Genomic DNA, 18,662 nt, shown 5'->3' on the forward strand with positions numbered 1-18,662 from the left:
AATGCGCTCTCACTTTCAGATACACTTGACGAGGAAATATGAAAAGCGTTTCGATATGCGAAACGAAGGCGGCGCCAAGCCGTCAGCTGGGGAGACACACAAGGATGAAGCGTCTGATCGCCGCCACCGCGGCCCTGCTGTTAGCCGCGGGATTGCCCGCCCCTGCGCAGGAATTCCCGACCCGCCAGATCAACATGATCGTGGTCTTCGCCCCGGGCGGTGCCACCGACGTGCTGGCACGCATCGCCGCCGACCACATGTCACGCACGCTGGGCCGCAGCGTGGTGGTCGAGAATGTGTCGGGCGCCGGCGGAACCATCGGCGGCGGGCGCGGCGCCCAGGCGGCACCGGATGGCTATACGCTGACGGTCGGCAGCCTCGGCAGCCATTCCGCCGCGCCGTCCATCTACCGCAACATCGCCTACGACCCCCGCGAGCTGCAGCCCATCGGGCTCATCGCCGGCACGCCGCTCTACTTCGTCGTGCGGAACGGCTTCCCGGCCCGGAACATGACCGAGTTCCTGGCACATGTGCGCGAGAATCCCGGCCGCGTCACCAATGGCCATGCCGGCATCGGCTCGACCAACCACCTGGCCTGCGCGCTCTTCGCACATGTGGCGGGGGTGCAGTTCAACAACATTCCCTATCGCGGCGAAGGGCCGGCCGTGAACGACATCGTGGCGCAGCAGGTGGACAGCGCCTGCGTCCTGGCGCCCGCTGCCGTGCCCCAGATCCAGGCCGGCACCATGCGGGGCCTGCTGATCGCGGCGACCTCGCGCAGCGCCGACGTGCCTTCCGCCGTCGAAGCTGGGCTGCCCGATTACATCTTCCAGGGCTGGAACGCGATCTTCGCGCCGCGCGGAACGCCGCAGCCCGTGGTCGCGCGGCTGGACGCCGCGCTGCGGGCCGCGCTGGCTGATCCGGCGATCCGCCAGCGCATCGAGGGCCTGGGCTCCATCCCGGCCGCGCCCGACCAGCAGGGGCCGGAGGCACTCTCGCGCCTGGTCCGCGCCGAGGTGGAACGTTGGGCGACCGTGGTGCGCGCGGCAGGGATCGAACCGCAGTGATGATGTGCTCGCGCGGCAAGCTTGCGGCCCGAGGCACAGCCTCGGACCGCGGCCAGGTCAATCCCGGCCCAGCACTTCGCGATTGTGCTGGCCCAGCCGGGGCGAGGCCCTTCGCGGGAAGGGCCGCTTCCGGTTGAAGGAAATCGGCAGGCTCACGATCTTCGGGCCGCCTTCCGGCAGATCGCGCAGCAGGCCGACAGCAGCCATCTGCTCGCTCTCCGTCACCTCGCCGATGTCGTTCACGGGGCCGCTCGGCACACCGACCTTGTCCAGCCCAGCCAGCCAATGGTCACGCGTGTTGGTCAGGAAGACCTCCTGGATCAGCGGAACCAGCGCCTCCTTGTTCCGCACGCGGTCGCCACCCCGGGCGAAGCGTGGATCCTCTGACCATTCCGGATGCCCGAGCACGCGGCAGGCGCGCTGGAACAGACGGTCATTGCCCGCGGCGAGGCAGAGCGGGCGGTCCGCCGTCTGGAACACCTGGTAGGGCACGATAACCGCGGCGCCGGTTCCGTGGCGCTTTGGGATATCGCCCGTGGCGATGTAGTTGTTGATCTGGCCCTCGACCCAGAAGGCCGCCGTCTCGAAGAGCGAGGCATCCACCAGGCACCCCCTGCCCGTCTTGTCGCGCCAGCGAAGCGCGGCCAGCGCGCCGATGGTGGTGAAGAGCCCGGTCGCCTTGTCGTTGATCGAAGCACCGGCAAACGTCGGCGGCCCATCTGCCTGGCCCGTCACGCTCATCATGCCGCCATAGGCCTGCAGCAGTGGGTCGAAGCCAGGCTTCATCTTCATGGGCCCCTCAAAGCCGAAGGCCCAGATGGAGCAGTAGATCAGGCGCGGATGGCGCGCGAGCATCTGCTCCGGCCCGATCCCGATCTCATCCACCACGCCCGGTCGCAGGTTCTGGATCAGGATATCGGCCGTCTCGCAAAGCTTGTGCAGCGCCTCGACATCCTCGGCCTTCTTCAGGTCGAGGGTGATGGAACGCTTGCTGCGGTTCTGCCCATGGAAATACAGCGAGGTAACGCCGTCCGGCCCATAAGGCGGGCCCCAGCCGCGAGCATCGTCGCCACCATCGGGCTTCTCGACCTTGATGACGTCGGCGCCCATATCGGCCAGCACCGCGCCGGCCAGCGGCCCGGCCAGCGCCTGGCCCACTTCGATGACAACAATACCTTCAAGCGGCAGATCCATGGGTGCCCTCCTATTCGGGGCGCACCATAGCGGCATCCGCCGCATGCGCCATGGCAGCGCGGCCTCAGCCGATGCTCATCAGGCTTGCGTTTCCGCCGGCCGCGGCCGTGTTGACGCTGACACTGCGTTCAAGAACGAGCATTTCCTGCGCGTAGGGCGCGGTCAGGATTGGCCGGATGGGACCGTCCAGCGCCGCGACCTCCTGCTGCAGGGCAAGCAACGCCTCCCGCGGACCATCGAAGAGGATGACGTCGCAGCCAGCGAGGTCACGCTCGTCCGCGATGGTATTCCCCGCCGAGCGCGCGGCCGCCATCTGCGCAGCCAGTTCCTCCCCGGTCGCCGCGAGACAAAGCGCCTTGCCGCGAGGATGCACGCTGTAGAGATTGTGCTCGCCGGCCGGGCCGGGCAGGTCGGCCGCGGTGGTGGACGGCAGATCCGAGCCGGATGCGAGGAGGCGCCGCAGATAGAGCGGCCCGCCCGCCTTGGGTCCGGTCCCGGACAGGCCGTGGCCGCCGAAGGGCTGCACTCCCACCACCGCGCCGATCATGTTGCGGTTCACATAGATGTTGCCCGCGCCGGAACGGGAAGTGAGCTGCCCGATCGTTTCGTCAATGCGGGAGTGGATGCCGAAGGTCAGGCCGAATCCGGTGCCGTTGATCTCCTCCATCAGGGCATTCATCGCCTCACGCTCGAAGCGCAGGACATGCAGCACAGGCCCGAAGACCTCCCGTTGCAGCTCCTGGAGACTGCCAATCTCGATGAGCGTCGGCGGAACGAAGCTGCCGTGCTCGCACGATGCGGGGAGCGGCAGCGCGTGGACGAGACGGCCCTTCGCGCGCATCGCCTCGACGTGCCGCTGGATGCCGTCCCGCGCTTCCTCGGTGATGACGGGGCCGATATCGGTCGCCAGGCGGTCCGGAATCCCTACCGCGAGTTCCGCCATAGCTCCCTTGAGCATGTCGAGGATGCGGTCCGCGACATCCGCCTGCAGGCAGAGGACACGCAGCGCCGAGCATCGCTGGCCGGCGCTGTCGAAAGCGGATGCGAGGACATCCGCCACCACCTGCTCGGCGAGGGCCGAGCTGTCCACCACCATCGCATTCTGTCCGCCCGTCTCCGCGATGAAGGGAACTGGTCTGTCACCCTCGCCCAACCGCTGCGCGAGTTGCCGCTGGATGATGCGCGAGACCTCGTTCGAACCAGTGAACATCACGCCTTGAACACGTGGATCGGCCACCAGCGCCGCGCCCACGGCACCGTCGCCGGGCAGAAGCTGGATGCAGGCGGGAGGAACTCCGGCCTCGCGGAGAAGTTCCGCGCCGAGCGAGGCGATGACGGGAACCTCCTCGGCCGGCTTGGCCAGCACGGGGTTGCCGGCCGCCAGCGCCGCCGCCACCTGGCCAGTGAAGATCGCGAGTGGAAAGTTCCAGGGCGAAATGCAGGCGATGGGCCCCAGCGGGCGATGCGTGTCCACCGTGAATCCGCGTGCCTGCCCCGCGTAGTAGCGAAGGAAATCCACCGCTTCGCGAACCTCGCCGACGGCGTTGGGCAGGGATTTTCCGGCTTCGCGCACGATAGGCCCCAGGAGGGCGGGCATGCGCTCCTCCATCAGATCCGCCGCACGCTCGAGGCAGGCGGAGCGCGCGGCCCCGCTCATGGCGGCCCAGGCAGGAGCCGCGGCGTGGGCCTTTGCCAAGGCAGCCTCCACGATGGCGGGCGTGGATTCGAAGACGCGCCCGACCAGATCCCGCCGGTCGGCCGGATTGTGGATGTCACGCATGGGCCCCTCGACCGGGCCGTCGCCGAGCCAAGGCACCGCCCGTAAGGGGGGCGCCAAAGACAGCGTGCCGGAAAGGCCCGCGATGCGATCGTCGTTGGACAGGTCGATGCCCGCCGAATTACGTCGCGCCGTTCCGAAGAGATGGCGCGGCTGCGCGATGGCGTCATGTGGCCGGCCGAGGGGCCAAAGCCGTGCGGCTTCCACCACCGGGTCGGCGATCAGCGCGTCGACCGGCACGGAAGGGTCATTGATGCGGTTGACGAATGAGGAGTTCGCGCCGTTCTCCAGCAGCCGGCGCACCAGATAGGCCAAAAGCGTCTCATGCGTGCCGACGGGCGCGTAGATCCGGCAGGGGCGGTTCAGCTTGTCGGTGCCGACGACCTCCTCGTAGAGCGGTTCGCCCATCCCGTGCAGGCACTGAAACTCGTACTGGCCTGGCACGTAGTCCTCCCCCGCCAGGGCGTGGATGGCGGCGAGAGTGTGGGCGTTGTGCGTCGCGAATTGGGGGAAGACCGCATCGGGCGCCCCCAGCAGCTTCCGCGCACAGGCGAGGTAGGACACGTCCGTGTGGATCTTGCGCGTGAAGACGGGAAAGCCCTCGAGCCCATCAACCTGCGCGCGCTTGATCTCGCTGTCCCAATAGGCGCCCTTCACGAGGCGGACCATCATGCGCCGCCCGGTGCGCCGGGCGAGGTCGATCACGAAATCGAGGACGAAGGGCGCCCGGCGCTGATAGGCCTGAACCACGAAACCCACGCCATTCCAGCCGGCGAGGCGGTCGTCGTGGCAAAGGGCCTCAAGCAGGTCCAGTGAAAGCTCCAGGCGATCGGCCTCCTCCGCATCGATGTTGAGACCGATGTCGTAGCCGCGCGCCAAAGCCGCGAGGTGTGCCACACGGGGAAGAAGCTCGGACATCGCACGCCCGCGCTGGGCGCGGCTATATCGAGGATGCAGCGCAGAGAGCTTGATGGAGATACCGGGCCCGGCCTGGATCCCGCGTCCGGCCGAGGCACGGCCGATGGCGTGGATCGCGCGCTCATATTCCTCCAGATAGCGGGCAGCGTCGGCGGCCGTGGTCGCGGCCTCGCCCAACATGTCGAAGGAGTAGAGAAAGCCCTTCGCCTCCATGAGCCGGCTTCGCTCCAGAGCCTCGTCGATGGTCTGCCCGGTCACGAACTGCTCGCCCATCATCCGCATGGCGAGGTCCACACCGCGGCGGATAATTGGCTCGCCGGCGCGCGCTATCAGCCGCGTCAGCGCCGCGCCAAGACGGTCCTCACTGTTGGTGGACGTTAGCCTACCGGTGACGACGAGACCCCAGGTAGCGGCGTTCACGAAGAGCGAGGGCGAGCGGCCGACATGGGCTTGCCAGTCGCCGCCTGAGATCTTGTCCCGGATAAGCGCATCGCGCGTGGCGGTATCGGGGATGCGAAGCAGGGCTTCCGCCAGGCACATGAGGGCGACTCCCTCCTGGCTCGACAACGAGAACTCCTGCACCAGGGCGCCCACACCGCCAGGATTGCCTTTCGCCCGAAGCGCCACGACCAGACGCCGGGCCAGCCCCTCCGTGGCCGCCGCCTGCTCGGGCGTCAATTCCGCGGCGCGGATAAGGGGCGGAACGCAATCTTCCTCGCGCCTGCGATAAGCCGCGGTGACGGCCGCGCGCAGGCCGGTGCGCGGCCAAACTTCAGCTGCCAGCGCCTCAAAGGGGCGAGGGTATGGGGACATGGCGGGGCCTCTCGTGACTCACGCCAGGCTAAGCAGAGGTCATGTGGATCAATATAGCCCATAACCGTCGATTCAGCGTACAGTTCACGGAGTATTCCTACTTTCGGCGTGAATGATGCACGAAATTGACCAGATCGACCGACAGATCCTGAATATTCTCCAGAGCGACGGGCGCATCACTAATCTCGAGCTTTCCGAGAAGGTGCGACTCTCGCCCACCGCGACCAGCGAGCGGACGCGCCGCCTCATCAAGGAAGGCTTCGTTACAGGATTCGCCGCTCGGCTGGATCCGCACAAGCTCGGCCTCGGGCTGCTGGTCTTCGTGGAGGTCCTGCTGGACAAGACGACGCCGGACGTCTTTCACCTCTTCGCCGAGGCGGTGAACCGCGCGCCTGAGGTTCTGGAGTGCCATATGGTTGCGGGCGGCTTCGATTACCTGGTGAAGTCGCGAGTGAAGGACATGGCCGCGTACCGCCATTTCCTCGGCCAGGTGCTGCTGACCTTGCCCGGCGTCAAGGAGACACGGACCTACGCGGTGATGGAGGAAGTAAAGAACGACGGACCGCTGCCACTTCGATGAGCGGCGCGATGGCAAGGTGACTGCCGGCGCAGCACCCATTCGCGAACAGAGGTCGCCCGAAAGCTGATCCAGCGAGAGGGGAATGACGGAACGGAATGCCGGGAGATGGCGGATGAGGTGGGATTCGAACCCACGATAGGCTTTTGACCTATACGCACTTTCCAGGCGCGCGCCTTCGACCACTCGGCCACCCATCCGGTCGGCGCTTCCATAGGGGTTGAGGCGCCCGTCGGCAAGAACCCCGTCCCGACTTGAAGTCCGATCGAGGGCAGGCCAGCCTTTCGCAGGCGACATGGCGCTCGCTCCGGCCCTTGGAGGCTCCCATCGTAACCTTCGTGCCTGTGGCGCCGAAACCGGAAGATCGAGCCGGCCGGGGCCCGTCCTGGCTCAGCGGCGTTTTTAAACTGGAGTCCACATGGCGCTTGCCTGTCTCCCCTTATCTGGCCGGGCCTTTTCCATGAGCGGTCCGAACGAAGGCCGGCTGGAGCAGGATCGCCACTGGTCCGCCCTCATGAGCATGGCGCAAGGGGGCGATGCCGCGGCCTATGCGACCCTTCTGCGCGAATGCCTGCCGCTGATCCGCGCTATCTGCCGCCGGATTCTCCGTAATCCGGCCGAAGCCGAAGACGCGGCGCAGGACACGCTGCTGACTTTGCACCGCGTTCGGCACACTTACGATCCATCGCGGCCCTTCCGCCCCTGGCTCTCGGCCATCGCGGAGCGGCGAGCGCTGGATCGGGGGCGCGGCCTTTCTCGGCGAACGGGCCGGGAGACCGCGCTCGACGCGGCGGAATTCGCAGCGGTCGAGGCCGTCGCCGAAAGTCAGATCGAGGCCGCCGACCTGCGGGCCGCCGTGCAGCAACTCCCCGCGTCGCAACGCACAGCTCTGCAGCTCACCAAGATCGAGGATCTTTCCCTGGCGGAGGCCAGCTCGCGCTCGGGCATGTCCGTAGGCGCGCTCAAGGTCGCCACCCATCGCGCCATCCAGTCCCTCCGGCGGCGCCTCGGCGCGGAGGGCAAGCGATGAAGACCGAAGATCTGGTTACCCGGCTGGCCAGCGACCTCCGGCCGGTTCGGCGCCTGCCCTCGCCGAGCGTCATGCTCTGCCTCTGGACTGGCTTCTGCACCCTCGTGATCCTCGCCGCGCTGTGGATGCTGGGCATGCGGAAGGACGTGATGGAGGACGGCCTGGCGCGTATCGACTTCTGGCACATGGCCACGGCCGGTCTTGTCGCGCTGTTCTCCGGCTTCGCGGCCTTTCAGCTCGCCCTGCCCGACCGCGATAGGCGGTGGGCCTTACTGCCGCTTCCAGCCATCGCGGCTTGGCTCGCGACGATGGGCTGGGGCTGCCTCGCGGACTTCACGCGCCTCGGTGCGGAAGGCCTGAGATTGACGACGAGCCTCCCCTGCCTGGGGTTCATCCTCGGCCTGGGCGTGCCCATGACGCTGGGCATGGTCTGGCTGACACGCCACGCGGCCCTGCTGCGGCCCCTGCCCGTCGCGACTTTGGGCGGCCTGTCTGCCGCGGCCTTCGCCAGCCTGGGCTTGACCCTTGTGCACGAGTTGAACGCCTCGGTCATGGTGCTGGTCTGGCACGGCTTGGCCGTGCTGGTCGTGACAGCGCTCGGCGCTATGGCTGGCCCGCTGCTGATGCAGAGGGCGAATTGATCGTTAAACCCGGCACGACCCGCCGGGATCTCGCTGGCGCTGAGGCCAGGTGATGACCTCGCCGGCGTAGAGCGCCCACCAAATCGCCAGCGGCTGAAATGGGAGCCGCAGCCAGTAATACCATTGAGCGTCCGGTAGCCCCGAGACGGACAAGCCGCCCAAGGCATTGCGGACGTTCGCGGGAAAGACGCAGACGAAATAGATGCTCAGCATGATGGCCGCGAGACGTCGCAGTCTCGGTATGAGAAGACCCAGGCCGCCGCCGATTTCGCACAACCCCGTAAAGAGCACCAACGCCTCGGGCGCCGGCAGGGCCGAAGGCAACATGGGCAGATACCTTCCGGGCACCAGCAAGTGGTCGAGGCCAAAAAACAGCAGCGCGACAGCCATCGCCCACCGCATGCGGCTGGTCCAGTCCGCTAGGCCTGGAAGCCCCACGCGGCTCGCGACGGCTGCGATGACGCTACCCAAGACCAGGAAGGCGAAAAACATCATCGGAGTTGACTCCTCCGGCCGGTTGTCCCGGCCATGTGTTCATCGTCAACATAGATCCAATGTTGTCACTGTCAACATAATGGGAAGGCCTGGGCGACAGTCGCGATCTCAGCCAGGCCGCGTGGCGGCATCCCGTGCACAGCGTCGCAGAAAGCTCAGTACCGCCGCCTCCTCGACCCGCAGGCTCGGTCCCTCCCCGCGGGGCGGGCGTAGCCGGATATCGAGCGCGCCAGCCGCATGCCGCTCGAAGACGGCAGGGTGGACGTAACACTTGCGGCAGATCGCCGGCGTATTGCCGAGGCGCGCGGAGGTCCGGGCAACGGCCTCCTTGACCTGGGCCTTCGTCATGCCCTGGGTCGTCACCGCCGGCATCGCAGCCAGTTCCAGCGCCGCCAGGACGGTCCCTGCCCAGGTCCGGAAATCCTTGGCCGTCACGTCCTCGCCGGTGATGTCCCGAAGATAGGCATTCACATCGGCCGAGCCGATCGTTTGCAGCTCGCCTTCGTCATCCCGGTACTGGAAGAGCGACTGGCCGGGCAATTCCTGGCACGTCCGCAAGATGCGGGCGATCCGGCGGTCCTCCAGCCGGAGACGCCAAAGCTTTCCTCCCTTGCCCCGGAAGTGGAATCGCATCTCGCCGCCCTTCACCTGCACATGGCGATTGCGCAGCGTGGTCAGCCCGAAGCTCTTATTGAGGCGCGCGTACTCCTCGTTCCCGACGCGGGCGAGCGTGGCCTCCAGAAGCCAAACGACTGTGGCCAGAACCTTCTCACGGGGAAGGCCGGGCCTGGCGACATCGGCCAGGACACGCTGGCGCAAGGCGGGCAGCCCGCGAGCGAAGCGCACGAGGCGTTCGAACTTGTTGCTGTCGCGCACCGCCCGCCATTGCGGATGGTACCGATACTGCTTGCGCCCTCGGGCGTCCCTGCCCACGGCCTGCAAATGGCCATCCGCCGTCGCGCAGATCCAGACGTCCACATAGGCGGGTGGAATAGCGAGCAGGCGAATCCGGTCGAGCACCGCCTTGCTGCGGATCCGCCGTCCTTGCGCATCGCGATAGACGAAAGCGCCAGGATCTCCCTCACGCCTGATGCCCGGTTCCCCATCGGAGACGTAGCGCAGGCCAGCCAGTTCGACAGGAGAGGGAGACATGCGGCGAGAACGCGATCCTGCTCCGCCGGGTTTCCTGTAACGCAGACCGTCTTCCTACGTTGATGCAGGCGCCCCGCCCACAAGGATGCAGCACTTTGCAGGCCACGCCCGACCTCGACCTCCATACCGGCCAGCCGATCTGGAACGCCAGAAGCCGTACCGACCCTCCGCACCGGCCGTTGCTAGAGAGCGGCAAGGCGGACGTCGTCGTCATCGGCTGCGGCGTCAGCGGCGCGCTGGTCGCCGATGCGCTGGTCGAGGCGGGACGAGAGGTCCTGGCGCTGGACCGGCGCGGGCCAGCCGTGGGCTCTACCAGCGCGAGCACGGCGCTCCTGCAATTCGAGATCGACCAGCCTTTGACCGAGCTGATCGGCCGCCTGGGCCGGGCCCGCGCCGTGCGGGCCTGGTGGCGCTCCGCCACGGCCGTCGAGCATGTCCACGCCCGGATTTCGGATCTCCGCATTCCCTGCAGCTTCCGGTCACGCCAGGCGATCTATCTGCCCGGCAATGTGCTGGACCTCGCGGGGCTCCGGAAGGAAGCGGAAACGCGCGCCCGGGTGGGGCTGCGCTCTCATCTGATCGACGGCGAGGAGCTGCGCCGGCTCACGGGGATCGAGCGCGATGGGGCGATCCTTTCGGCCGGGGCCGCCGAAGTCGATCCCCGTGCACTGGCGCTGGGCCTCTGGCGCGCCGCCGTCCGGCGCGGTGCCCGGTTGCACGCGCCGTGCGACGTGGTGGATATCGATCCCGGTCCGCGGCGAGTGCTGTTGACCACGAGCGAGGGCTTCACCATCGAAGCCAAGTATGTCGCGCTTGCCACCGGTTACGAGCTTTCGCCTTTGGCGCGCCAGCGGGGTTACAAGATCACCTCCACCTGGGCGTATGCCACCGCTCCGCAGCCCGACAAGCTTTGGCCAAGCCGCTGCCTGATCTGGGAAGCCGCTTCCCCTTACCTCTACATCCGCACGACGACCGACGGTCGCGTGATGGTCGGCGGCGAGGATGAGGGATTCAAGGACGAGGACCACCGCGACCGGCTGCTGCCTCGGAAGGTCGAGGTCCTGCGCCGGAAGCTCGCGGCATTGATCCCCGGCATCGAGGCGGCGCCGGACTACGCTTGGACCGGTTGCTTTGGCGAAAGCCCAGACGGCTTGCCGCTCATCGGCCCGATAGCCGGCGCCGAGCGCTGCTTCCGCGTGCTCGGCTTCGGCGGCAACGGCCTCACCTTCAGCGCCATTGCCGCACAGCTGATCCAGCGCGCCATCCTCGGTCTTCCCGACCCGGATGCCGAGCTCTTTTCGGCTCCGCGCTGATGGGTGCCGCACTCATGATCGGTGGGCTGGCCTCGCTCGCTTCGGTCGCCAGCTTTGTGCCGCAGGCCTGGAAAGTCATCGCGACGCGCAACACGAGAAGCCTCTCCGCCCCAACTTACGCTCTCACCACCTTCGGCTTCGCCCTCTGGCTGATCTACGGCATTCTGCTTGGGCAATAGCCGCTGATCATCACCAACGGCATTTGCCTCGCGTTGGCCGCCTTCATCCTGACAATGAAGTTGCTGCCGAAAACGGCGGTGGAGGCGGTAGCCGGGCAGCTGGATCCGCGGGCGGACTGACCATCACCACCCGCTGGGCGCGACCGGCCCTGTGGACTAGCTTTCCCTCACAACGTAGGTGAGGAAGCGGACGGAGCCGTCCTCCTGCTTTTGGCGATAGACGCCCTGGATCTCGTTGTCGAAGCCCGGGAAGAGATTCGCCGCGCGCTCGAAAGCCTTGAGATACGCGATCATCGGGCGTGAGCGCTGGCCCAGCCGCTCGCCCGGGATCACCGTCGCGATGCCCGGCGGATAGACAAGCCAGAGCGTCGCGGCGATGCGCCCATCCGTCTCCTCGAGCGGCACGAAATCCACGTTGTTTCGCACCATTTCCCGCACGGCCGCGTGCGGCGCCATCACCATTTCCGGGAAATGCTCGGCACGGAACTGCGCCGCTTGGAGCGCGCTGACATTCTCGTGGCGGTAGAAGGACTGCATCTCCCCGCACAGGTCGCGGAGCCGCACGCCACGGTACCGCGCGGGGCGGCGAGAGACGAATGCCGGAATAACCTCCTCGAGCGGCGCATTGCGGTCGTGCAGCTTCTTGAAGGTAACGAGATGCGAGAGCAGCGTGCCGGCCTTGCTGCTCTCGCTGCCCGGGGTCAGCAGGAAGAGGAGGCTATTGAGGTCGTTCTTCTCGGGCACGATGCGGTTCTGCCGCAGATACTCCGCCACGATCGGCGCCGGCACCCCGTGCGAATCATAGGCGCCGTCGCAGAAGCCGGGGGTAAGCACCGTCAGCTTGTTCGGGTCGGTCATCGCCCAGCCCGAGGGCACTTCGCCGAAGCCATGCCAATCCGCGCCGGGCGACAGCTCCCAATGCCGGGGATCGGAGGCAAGAAGATCGGTCGGCACGTCCTCCCAGCGCATGGTCTCGCCTTCCACCTCGGTCGTCTTCGGCACGAAGGGCTCGAAGAACCACTGGTTCGCGGGGTCCACCTCCCGTTCGGCGAATTCACGCGCCATGAGGCGCAGCTTCTTCCTCATCTCGATACCCAGGCGGATCGTATCATCCCACAGAATCTCCCCGGATCGGCCCTTCATCATCTGCGCGCCGACGTCGAGCGAGGCGAAGAGGGGATAGAAGGGGCTGGTCGAGGCGTGCAGCAGGAAGATTTCGTTGAACCGGCGGTGCTCCACGCGCCGGTGCTGTCCCTTGATGTGGTTGTCCCGCACGTGGATCTGCGAGGCTTGCGAAAAGCTCGCGAGTTGCTTGTGCGTGCTCTGGGTCACGAAGATGCCCGGTGAATCAGGACCCAGCGGCTGGAGCCCCATCCCGAAGCGGCCGCGAAACAGGGGATGGAATTTCAGGAAGCCCGCCCATGCCTCGTCGAAGAGAATGTAGTCGCACAGGTGCCCGAGGCGCTTCAGCACTTCCTCTGCCGAATAGATCGTGCCGTCATAGGTGCATTGCTCGACGACTGCCGCGCGGAAAGGGCGTGGCTTCTTCCAGGCCCCGGGGTCCTTCACCAGGGGATTGTCGCGGATGGCGTGGCGCAGCCTGTCCTCGTCCAGCGCGGCCAGGTTCATCGGGCCGATCAGCCCATGCGGGTTGCGCGCCGTCTCGACGAAAATCGGCGTGGCACCACCCAGGAACAGCGCGCCATGATGCGCCGCCTTGTGGTTGTTCCGGTCGAACAGGACGAGGTCATCCTCGGCCAGGATCGACTGGAGAACGATCTTGTTGGATGTGGAGGTACCGTTCAGGACAAAGTAGGTGCGCTCGGCCCCGAAGATCTTCGCCGCCTCCATCTGCGCCTTCAGCGCCGGTCCCTCGTGGGTCAGAAGGTCGCCGAGATCGAGCACCGAATTATCGAGATCGTCGCGGAAGACCGCCTCGCCCAGGTGTTCCACGAAAATGCGCCCTACCGGGCTGCGGCTGTAGAACATCCCGCCATTATGCCCCGGGCAGGTCCAGAGCATGTTGCCCGCTTCGGCATAATCCACCAGCGCGCCGAAGAAGGGCGTTTTCAGCGTTTCGGCATATTGGCGGAGGCGGGAGACGAGGTTCTTCGCGATGAATTCCGGCGTCTCCTCAGCCAGGAAGACAAAGCCGTCCACATCGTCCAGCACATCCACCGGAATGTCCTCGAGCCGGCGGCGTCTCACGAGCAGGATGATCGGCACGTCGAGGCCGCGCTTGCGGATTTGCTGGATCAGAGGCGCTGCCTTGCCCTGAAGGCCCTTCTTCCCCCAGTCCACCAGCACCGTACCGATGGCGCTGTCCGTCCGGATCACCAGCTCCGCATCGTCGTCGCGGCGGGCGCGGAGCACGGCGTAGCCCATCTCTTCGACCTCGCGGAGGATGTCGCGTAGCCGGGCACCCTCCAGGTCCGACTCATCGAAATTCGGCGCACAGACCAGAACCTTGAAACGGCGGGCGTATTCCATCCAACTCCCTCCCGGCGAACGGGGCCTCGGACCTCGGCTTTCGTGTAGCGGCGGGCTACCCGGGGACAACTCGTCCCCGCATGACCCTTCGATGAAACCTCTCGCGGCCGCTCAGGGCGGCAGTGGATCCGGCACCGCAGCGGCGCGGGCCAGGGCAGTGTTCTGGAAGCGCGGATCCTGTGTCACCTCGATGCCCACCCAGGAAGGAAGCGCGACATTCTGCGCGGCGTCGGCGAGTTCCACCTCGGCCAGGACCAGGCCGGAGAGATGGCCCTCGAACTCGTCCACTTCCCAGATAAGCCCTGCGTGGTGCACACGCGTCCGGCGCTTGGCGAGCGGAGGAGTGACACAATGCCCGGCGAGCAGCGCCTCCGCATCGGTGACTGGAATCGGGTATTCGAATTCCGCGCGGGTCAGCAGGCCTCGCGACCTCAAAGTGATCCAGGCCCGCTCGCCGGAAAGACGCACCCGGACCGACATGCCTGCCTCGGTCCCGTCCGCCACGTAGCCCTGCCGGATCGGCACGGCTTCGCCGAGCGCGGCAACGCGCCACGCCGCGCTCGTCACCAGGAACCTGCGCTCGATCTCGACGGGCATCAGCCCTCATACCGCCAACGGGCGGGCGTCGTAAGGCACCCGCCCGTAACGGATCAGCTGCGCGCCAATCCGGCGGCCTTCATCGCGTCGCCCAGTGAGGTATCGGCGGCGGCCATATAGCGACCGAAACCGTCGGCGTCTTCGTAGGTCAGGCCGAAGCCTCGCTGGTTCATGAAGTTCACATACTCTTCGGACCGGAAAACCCGCCCGAGCGCGGCATTCATCACCGTTCGTACCTCGGCGGGGAGGTTGGCCGGCCCAGCGATGCCTCGCCAAGCGCCCGTCGCATATTCGACGCCCATCGCCTCCTTGAGCGTCGGGATGTTCGGGAAGGCGCCAAGCCGCTCGTTAGCCATGACGGCGAGGCTCCGCGCGCGTCCGGCATCCAGCATGGCGCGGGCTTCCACGACGGAATTGGTCGTGAAGTCGAGCCCGCCGGCCACGAGATCCTGCATGGCCGGTGCCGCGCCATTCGATGGTACCCAACGGACATGCGCCGCCGGCAAGCCAAGCGCCATGAGCCAGCCAGCCAGGGCGAGATGCCAGATGCCACCCTGCCCCGTACCGCTTGCCTTCATCTGTCCCGGGCGGGAAGCCTTCACCGCCTCCGCCAGCTCACGGATATTCTGGTAGCGCGCATTGCTCGCCACCTGGATGCCAGGCGGGTCGTTGTTCATGAGCGCGAGCGGCGTGTAGTTGCGGTAGGTGACCTCGGTCAGTCCTTGCCAATGCAACATGCAGATCTCGGCCGTGATGATGCCCAGCGTGTAGCCATCGGGCGCCGCCTGGGCGATCGCGGCATGGCCCACGACGCCAGAGCCACCCGTGCGGTTCACCACGTTGACGGGCTGGCCCAGTTCCTTCTCCAACAACGTGGCGATTATGCGGACCACCGCATCCGTTCCTCCGCCAGCCGCCCATGGGCAAAGGAGCTGCAACGGCCGCTGCGGCCAGCGCGCCTGACCGAAGGCCGGGGCCGCTAGGATGGCAGCAGTGCCGGTCAGAAGTGTCCGTCGCTTTGCTTGGATCATGTTTTGTCTCCCTGTCTTGTTGTGTGGATGAGCTAGCTGGTCGCGGTGCGTTCGGGACGCCTTGGCGAAATCCGGTCGCGCAGCCAGACGGCGAGCGGCCAAAGCAGCGCGCCGAAGGTAAAGGCGGCTAGGACCGAGGAAACGGGCCGCTCGAAGAAGGGCAGCACATCTCCATCCGACTTGATGAGGCTGGTGATGAAGTTCTGCTCCACCATGCTTCCCATCACGATGCCCAGGACGAGCGCCGCAACCGGATAGCCGTTCTTCTCCATCACATAGCCGAGGCAGCCGAAGGCACCGACCATCAGCACGGAGAAGAGGTTGCTTCCCGTGGCGAAGGCTCCGACCGCGCAGAGCAGCAGGATGACCGGCATCACCGACGCGCGCGGCGCCTGCAGAACTCTCGACGCCAAGCGGATCATGATGATGCCGAGCGGGATCATGATGATATTGGCCAGGATGAAGATGATGTAGAGCGCGTACATGCTCCCCGCGCGCTCGGTGAACAGTGTCGGGCCCGGGTTCAATCCCTTCATGTACAGAACACCGATCGCAATGGCGGTGATCGTGTCACCCGGAATGCCGAAGAGCAGGCTCGGTACCCAGCCCGAGGCGAGGGAGGCGTTGTTCGAGGCACCCGCCTCCACCAGCCCTTCCGGATGCCCCGTTCCGAAGAGCTCCGGCGTCTTGGAGAACTTCTTCGACATGGCGTAGCTGACCCAGGCCGCCATATCGGCACCGGCACCGGGGAGAACGCCGATGACGATCCCGACAAAGTTCCCGCGCCACATGGGCCACTGGTACTTCTTGGTCAGCTGCCACTGGTTGGCCAGGATCGAGCCAAACCTGCGATGGGGCATCTTTGGCGGCTCGGGGCTGCCCATGGCGCGCATCACCTCGCTCACGGCAAAGACACCGACCAGCGCGGGAATGGGCTCGATGCCGCCCAACAGATCGGGGACGCCGAAGGTGAAGCGCGGCGTGCCGGCCGGGTTCTCCATCCCGATGCAGGCGATCAGCAGGCCCAGCAGCATCGAGGCGATGGCCTTGATCGGCGAGGACCGCGCCACCAGCGTCGCGCACATCAGACCCAGCAGCGCGAGCCAGAAATACTCGTAGGTCGAGAAGGAAAGCGCGATCTCGGCCAGCGCCGGCGCGAGAAGCATCAGGGAGAGCGTGCCCACGATGCCGCCAATGGCGCTGAACCAGAGGCCGGCGCCCAGCGCCAGTTCCGGCTGCCCCTTGCGCGTACAAGCATAGGCCTCGTCGGTATAGGCGGCAGAGGCCGGCGTGCCGGGGATACGCAGCAGCGCGCCGGGGATGTCGCCCGAGAAGATCGCCATGGCCGAGGCCGTGATGATCGTGGCGACGGCCGCGATGGGCGAGAGCCAGAAGGTAACAGGCACCAGCAATGCAGTGGCCATCGTGGCGGAAAGGCCGGGCAAGGAGCCAACCACTAGGCCGTAGACGGCCGAGGCGAAGATGGCGATGATGACGTCGGGCGCGGCGACCAGGCGGAAGCCTTCGAGAAGGGCGTCCATCTACCAGGGCGCTCCCAGGATGCCGTCCGGCAAGGGAACCCTCAGCAGCTTGTAGAAGGCCAGATGCACCAGGAGGGGCGCGACGATCGCCAGTGGCAGCGCCAGCCTCCAGCTCGCGCGTAACGCGATGGCTCCGAGGAACACTATGATGCCGCCCGTCAGCAGGAAGCCCAGCGCATCCACCGCCAGGACATAGAAGAGCAGAAGACCGGGTGGCGCCAGGACCCGAAGCCCCCAGCGCGAAGCGAAGCTGCCGGAATTCTCCTCTGCCTCCTCCGGAACCTCGAAGCTGCGGCCAATACCGAGGGCAATCAGCGCACCGCAGATAATAAGGCCGAAGCCGATCAGCATGGGAAAGGCGGCAGGGCCCACATCCTGGCCAGGCACCGCCGGCAATCGGGATCCACCCCAAGCGGCCGCGGCGCCTAAGGCGGCCAGCACGCCGCCGGTGGTCCGGTCGGATAACTGCAACTTGGTTGCCTCCCTATCGTCTTTTGCCGGACAGAATAGGCAAGCTTCGTGGCAATGCCAGCCTGGATTTGGGAACCGCTACGGCTTTGTCGCGCTAAGTACCCAACGTCATTGCATTCGCGTTAGGCTCCTGCGTCATCCAGGGAAACACGCCCATGAACCGTCGCAGTTACCTCAGCGCCAGCGCCGCCTTGCTTGCCGCGCCGGCGCTGGCGCAGACCCAGCACCATCGGCATGACACGCCGGAGCTGCGGCCGCTGGCGCCCTCCGCCAATCCTTATGCCAATGTCTTCCAGGGCGGAGCGCCGCATCACATCACCCCGCAGCAGGAAGCGCAGCGCGTGACGGGCAGCCCCGCCCCCGCGGGGCCGCAAGGCCGATGGGTCGCTCGCGCCGATATGCCCATCCCCCGAAGCGAGATGGCCTGGGCCACCGCCTGGGGCGGGCGAATGCATGTCGTGGGCGGATATGGCGAAGGGAAGTTCAACCAGGCCTATCACACCATCTACGATCCCGCCGCCGACCGCTGGCTAGAGGCCGCGCCCCTTCCGCGCGGGGCGAACCATGTCGCTGTCGTCGCCGATGCCGGGAAGGTCTACGCGCTGGGCGGCTTTGTCGAACAGAACCGCGCCTGCGACGACCTGGCTTTCGTCTATGACGTCGCGACCAATCGCTGGAGCGAGATGGCGCGCCTGCCGCGCGCGCGAGCGGCCTCCGCAGCCGTCGTGCTCGACGGCAAGGTCCACCTCATCGGCGGCGCGACGGACCCATCGGACGAACGCGCGAGCATCGGCTGGCACGAGGTCTACGATCCGGCCACCAACCGGTGGGAGCGCCGTCGCCCCCTGCCCGGCGCGCGCGATCATGTCGGTTGCGTAGCCCATAACGGCTTGATCCACGTGGTCGGCGGCCGCTTCAACACCTTTCAGTACAACACCGGCCTGCATCACGTGTACGATCCGCGCCGCGACGCGTGGGAGGTCGCGGCCCCCCTCCCCACCGAGCGCTCCGGCCACGGGATGGTCGTCTATCGCGGGCGCTTCTATTGCATGGGTGGCGAAGGCGGAATCCTGGAGCGCGGCGTGCCGCGCGATGCGAAGGTCTTCGGCCAGATGGAGAGCTATGATCCAGCGACGGATAGCTGGCAGCACCACGCGCCCATGCTGACGCCGCGCCATGCCGTCGCGGCCACCGCCATCGGCGACTGGATCTATGTCGCCGGAGGCGGCGCGGTGCTGGGCGGCATGGTGCAATCCGCCGTCCACGAGGCCTTCACGCTCGACTGACTTTCAAGCGTGGGCCGTCACGGCGCCGCGCCCCGGAAACCCAGCTCTGTCCACACGGTTAAGCCTTCACGGCTTGCTGTGGAGAGAGGT

16 protein-coding genes and 1 tRNA gene are annotated in these 18,662 nt (G+C 66.7%); 7 read left to right on the plus strand and 10 right to left on the minus strand.

The genetic code is table 11. The annotated features are described in order from the left end of the window. The first annotated feature begins 104 nt into the window (after positions 1 to 104). The gene (locus WJM96_RS13265) at positions 105 to 1,067 is read left to right on the plus strand and encodes a Bug family tripartite tricarboxylate transporter substrate binding protein (protein ID WP_424812967.1); all 963 of its coding nucleotides are present in this window, start codon (positions 105 to 107) and stop codon (positions 1,065 to 1,067) included. 57 nt (positions 1,068 to 1,124) lie between these two features. On the opposite strand, the gene WJM96_RS13270 is transcribed toward WJM96_RS13265, so the two are convergent. Together WJM96_RS13270 and putA are read right to left on the minus strand one after the other, a co-directional pair. Beyond that, positions 1,125 to 2,261 carry a CaiB/BaiF CoA transferase family protein gene (locus WJM96_RS13270; RefSeq protein WP_424812968.1) on the minus strand — a complete coding sequence of 379 codons (1,137 nt, stop codon included), beginning with the start codon at positions 2,259 to 2,261 and terminating at the stop codon, positions 1,125 to 1,127. Positions 2,262 to 2,325: 64 nt separating this feature from the next. Then, positions 2,326 to 5,769: a trifunctional transcriptional regulator/proline dehydrogenase/L-glutamate gamma-semialdehyde dehydrogenase gene (putA, locus tag WJM96_RS13275; protein WP_424812969.1), complete on the minus strand. Its 3,444-nt coding sequence runs from the start codon at positions 5,767 to 5,769 to the stop codon at positions 2,326 to 2,328. A gap of 112 nt (positions 5,770 to 5,881) precedes the next feature. On the opposite strand from putA, the gene WJM96_RS13280 reads away from it, so the two are divergent. Further along, the gene (locus WJM96_RS13280) at positions 5,882 to 6,349 is read left to right on the plus strand and encodes an Lrp/AsnC ligand binding domain-containing protein (RefSeq protein WP_424812970.1); all 468 of its coding nucleotides are present in this window, start codon (positions 5,882 to 5,884) and stop codon (positions 6,347 to 6,349) included. A gap of 106 nt (positions 6,350 to 6,455) precedes the next feature. Here the strand turns inward: WJM96_RS13280 and WJM96_RS13285 are convergent. Next, positions 6,456 to 6,546: transfer RNA gene (locus tag WJM96_RS13285), tRNA-Ser, on the minus strand. 260 nt (positions 6,547 to 6,806) lie between these two features. Here WJM96_RS13285 and WJM96_RS13290 point away from each other — a divergent pair. Further along, entirely contained in the window at positions 6,807 to 7,376 is a 570-nt protein-coding gene (locus tag WJM96_RS13290; protein WP_424812971.1) for an RNA polymerase sigma factor, read from the plus strand. After that, entirely contained in the window at positions 7,373 to 8,017 is a 645-nt protein-coding gene (locus tag WJM96_RS13295; protein ID WP_424812972.1) for an NrsF family protein, read from the plus strand. Before WJM96_RS13290 ends, WJM96_RS13295 begins: the two co-directional genes overlap by 4 nt. Positions 8,018 to 8,020: 3 nt before the next feature. Here the strand turns inward: WJM96_RS13295 and WJM96_RS13300 are convergent, their stop codons facing one another. Together WJM96_RS13300 and WJM96_RS13305 are read right to left on the minus strand one after the other, a co-directional pair. Beyond that, positions 8,021 to 8,512, minus strand: coding sequence for a DoxX family protein (locus tag WJM96_RS13300; protein ID WP_424812973.1), 492 nt, complete (start codon positions 8,510 to 8,512; stop codon positions 8,021 to 8,023). 108 nt (positions 8,513 to 8,620) lie between these two features. Beyond that, positions 8,621 to 9,664, minus strand: coding sequence for a DNA topoisomerase IB (locus WJM96_RS13305; protein WP_424812974.1), 1,044 nt, complete (start codon positions 9,662 to 9,664; stop codon positions 8,621 to 8,623). A gap of 95 nt (positions 9,665 to 9,759) precedes the next feature. On the opposite strand from WJM96_RS13305, the gene WJM96_RS13310 reads away from it, so the two are divergent. Together WJM96_RS13310 and WJM96_RS13315 are read left to right on the plus strand one after the other, a co-directional pair. Beyond that, positions 9,760 to 10,977: an NAD(P)/FAD-dependent oxidoreductase gene (locus WJM96_RS13310; RefSeq protein WP_424812975.1), complete on the plus strand. Its 1,218-nt coding sequence runs from the start codon at positions 9,760 to 9,762 to the stop codon at positions 10,975 to 10,977. After that, positions 10,977 to 11,156: a SemiSWEET family sugar transporter gene (locus WJM96_RS13315; protein WP_424812976.1), complete on the plus strand. Its 180-nt coding sequence runs from the start codon at positions 10,977 to 10,979 to the stop codon at positions 11,154 to 11,156. Before WJM96_RS13310 ends, WJM96_RS13315 begins: the two co-directional genes overlap by 1 nt. Positions 11,157 to 11,312: 156 nt before the next feature. On the opposite strand, the gene WJM96_RS13320 is transcribed toward WJM96_RS13315, so the two are convergent. The 5 genes from WJM96_RS13320 to WJM96_RS13340 all read right to left on the minus strand — a co-directional run bounded on the left by WJM96_RS13320 (position 11,313) and on the right by WJM96_RS13340 (position 17,256). Further along, positions 11,313 to 13,646, minus strand: a complete 2,334-nt coding sequence (locus tag WJM96_RS13320) for an Orn/Lys/Arg decarboxylase N-terminal domain-containing protein (RefSeq protein ID WP_424812977.1) — start codon at positions 13,644 to 13,646, stop codon at positions 11,313 to 11,315. Positions 13,647 to 13,757: 111 nt separating this feature from the next. Continuing rightward, positions 13,758 to 14,243, minus strand: a complete 486-nt coding sequence (locus WJM96_RS13325) for a CYTH domain-containing protein (protein ID WP_424812978.1) — start codon at positions 14,241 to 14,243, stop codon at positions 13,758 to 13,760. 53 nt (positions 14,244 to 14,296) lie between these two features. Further along, positions 14,297 to 15,136 (minus strand): tripartite tricarboxylate transporter substrate binding protein, encoded by an 840-nt coding sequence (locus WJM96_RS13330; protein WP_424812979.1) that lies wholly within the window; start codon positions 15,134 to 15,136, stop codon positions 14,297 to 14,299. 170 nt (positions 15,137 to 15,306) lie between these two features. Further along, entirely contained in the window at positions 15,307 to 16,815 is a 1,509-nt protein-coding gene (locus WJM96_RS13335) for a tripartite tricarboxylate transporter permease (protein WP_424812980.1), read from the minus strand. Further along, positions 16,816 to 17,256, minus strand: coding sequence for a tripartite tricarboxylate transporter TctB family protein (locus WJM96_RS13340; protein WP_424813103.1), 441 nt, complete (start codon positions 17,254 to 17,256; stop codon positions 16,816 to 16,818). Positions 17,257 to 17,441: 185 nt separating this feature from the next. Here WJM96_RS13340 and WJM96_RS13345 point away from each other — a divergent pair, with 185 nt between their 5' ends. Then, positions 17,442 to 18,572, plus strand: a complete 1,131-nt coding sequence (locus tag WJM96_RS13345; RefSeq protein WP_424812981.1) for a Kelch repeat-containing protein — start codon at positions 17,442 to 17,444, stop codon at positions 18,570 to 18,572. The last annotated feature ends 90 nt before the right edge of the window (positions 18,573 to 18,662 follow it).

Source organism: Roseococcus sp. YIM B11640 (assembly GCF_049727625.1).
Classification (GTDB): Bacteria; Pseudomonadota; Alphaproteobacteria; order Acetobacterales; family Acetobacteraceae; genus Roseococcus.

Excerpts from the sequence above, each read along its gene's own strand:
- WJM96_RS13265 (WP_424812967.1), top strand. The coding sequence starts at position 105 with ATGAAGCGTCTGATCGCCGCCACCGCGGCCCTGCTGTTAGCCGCGGGA.
- WJM96_RS13270 (WP_424812968.1), bottom strand. The coding sequence starts at position 2,261 with ATGGATCTGCCGCTTGAAGGTATTGTTGTCATCGAAGTGGGCCAGGCG.
- putA (WP_424812969.1), bottom strand. The coding sequence starts at position 5,769 with ATGTCCCCATACCCTCGCCCCTTTGAGGCGCTGGCAGCTGAAGTTTGG.
- WJM96_RS13280 (WP_424812970.1), top strand. The coding sequence starts at position 5,882 with ATGATGCACGAAATTGACCAGATCGACCGACAGATCCTGAATATTCTC.
- WJM96_RS13290 (WP_424812971.1), top strand. The coding sequence starts at position 6,807 with ATGAGCGGTCCGAACGAAGGCCGGCTGGAGCAGGATCGCCACTGGTCC.
- WJM96_RS13295 (WP_424812972.1), top strand. The coding sequence starts at position 7,373 with ATGAAGACCGAAGATCTGGTTACCCGGCTGGCCAGCGACCTCCGGCCG.
- WJM96_RS13300 (WP_424812973.1), bottom strand. The coding sequence starts at position 8,512 with ATGATGTTTTTCGCCTTCCTGGTCTTGGGTAGCGTCATCGCAGCCGTC.
- WJM96_RS13305 (WP_424812974.1), bottom strand. The coding sequence starts at position 9,664 with ATGTCTCCCTCTCCTGTCGAACTGGCTGGCCTGCGCTACGTCTCCGAT.
- WJM96_RS13315 (WP_424812976.1), top strand. The coding sequence starts at position 10,977 with ATGGGTGCCGCACTCATGATCGGTGGGCTGGCCTCGCTCGCTTCGGTC.
- WJM96_RS13320 (WP_424812977.1), bottom strand. The coding sequence starts at position 13,646 with ATGGAATACGCCCGCCGTTTCAAGGTTCTGGTCTGTGCGCCGAATTTC.
- WJM96_RS13325 (WP_424812978.1), bottom strand. The coding sequence starts at position 14,243 with ATGCCCGTCGAGATCGAGCGCAGGTTCCTGGTGACGAGCGCGGCGTGG.
- WJM96_RS13335 (WP_424812980.1), bottom strand. The coding sequence starts at position 16,815 with ATGGACGCCCTTCTCGAAGGCTTCCGCCTGGTCGCCGCGCCCGACGTC.
- WJM96_RS13345 (WP_424812981.1), top strand. The coding sequence starts at position 17,442 with ATGAACCGTCGCAGTTACCTCAGCGCCAGCGCCGCCTTGCTTGCCGCG.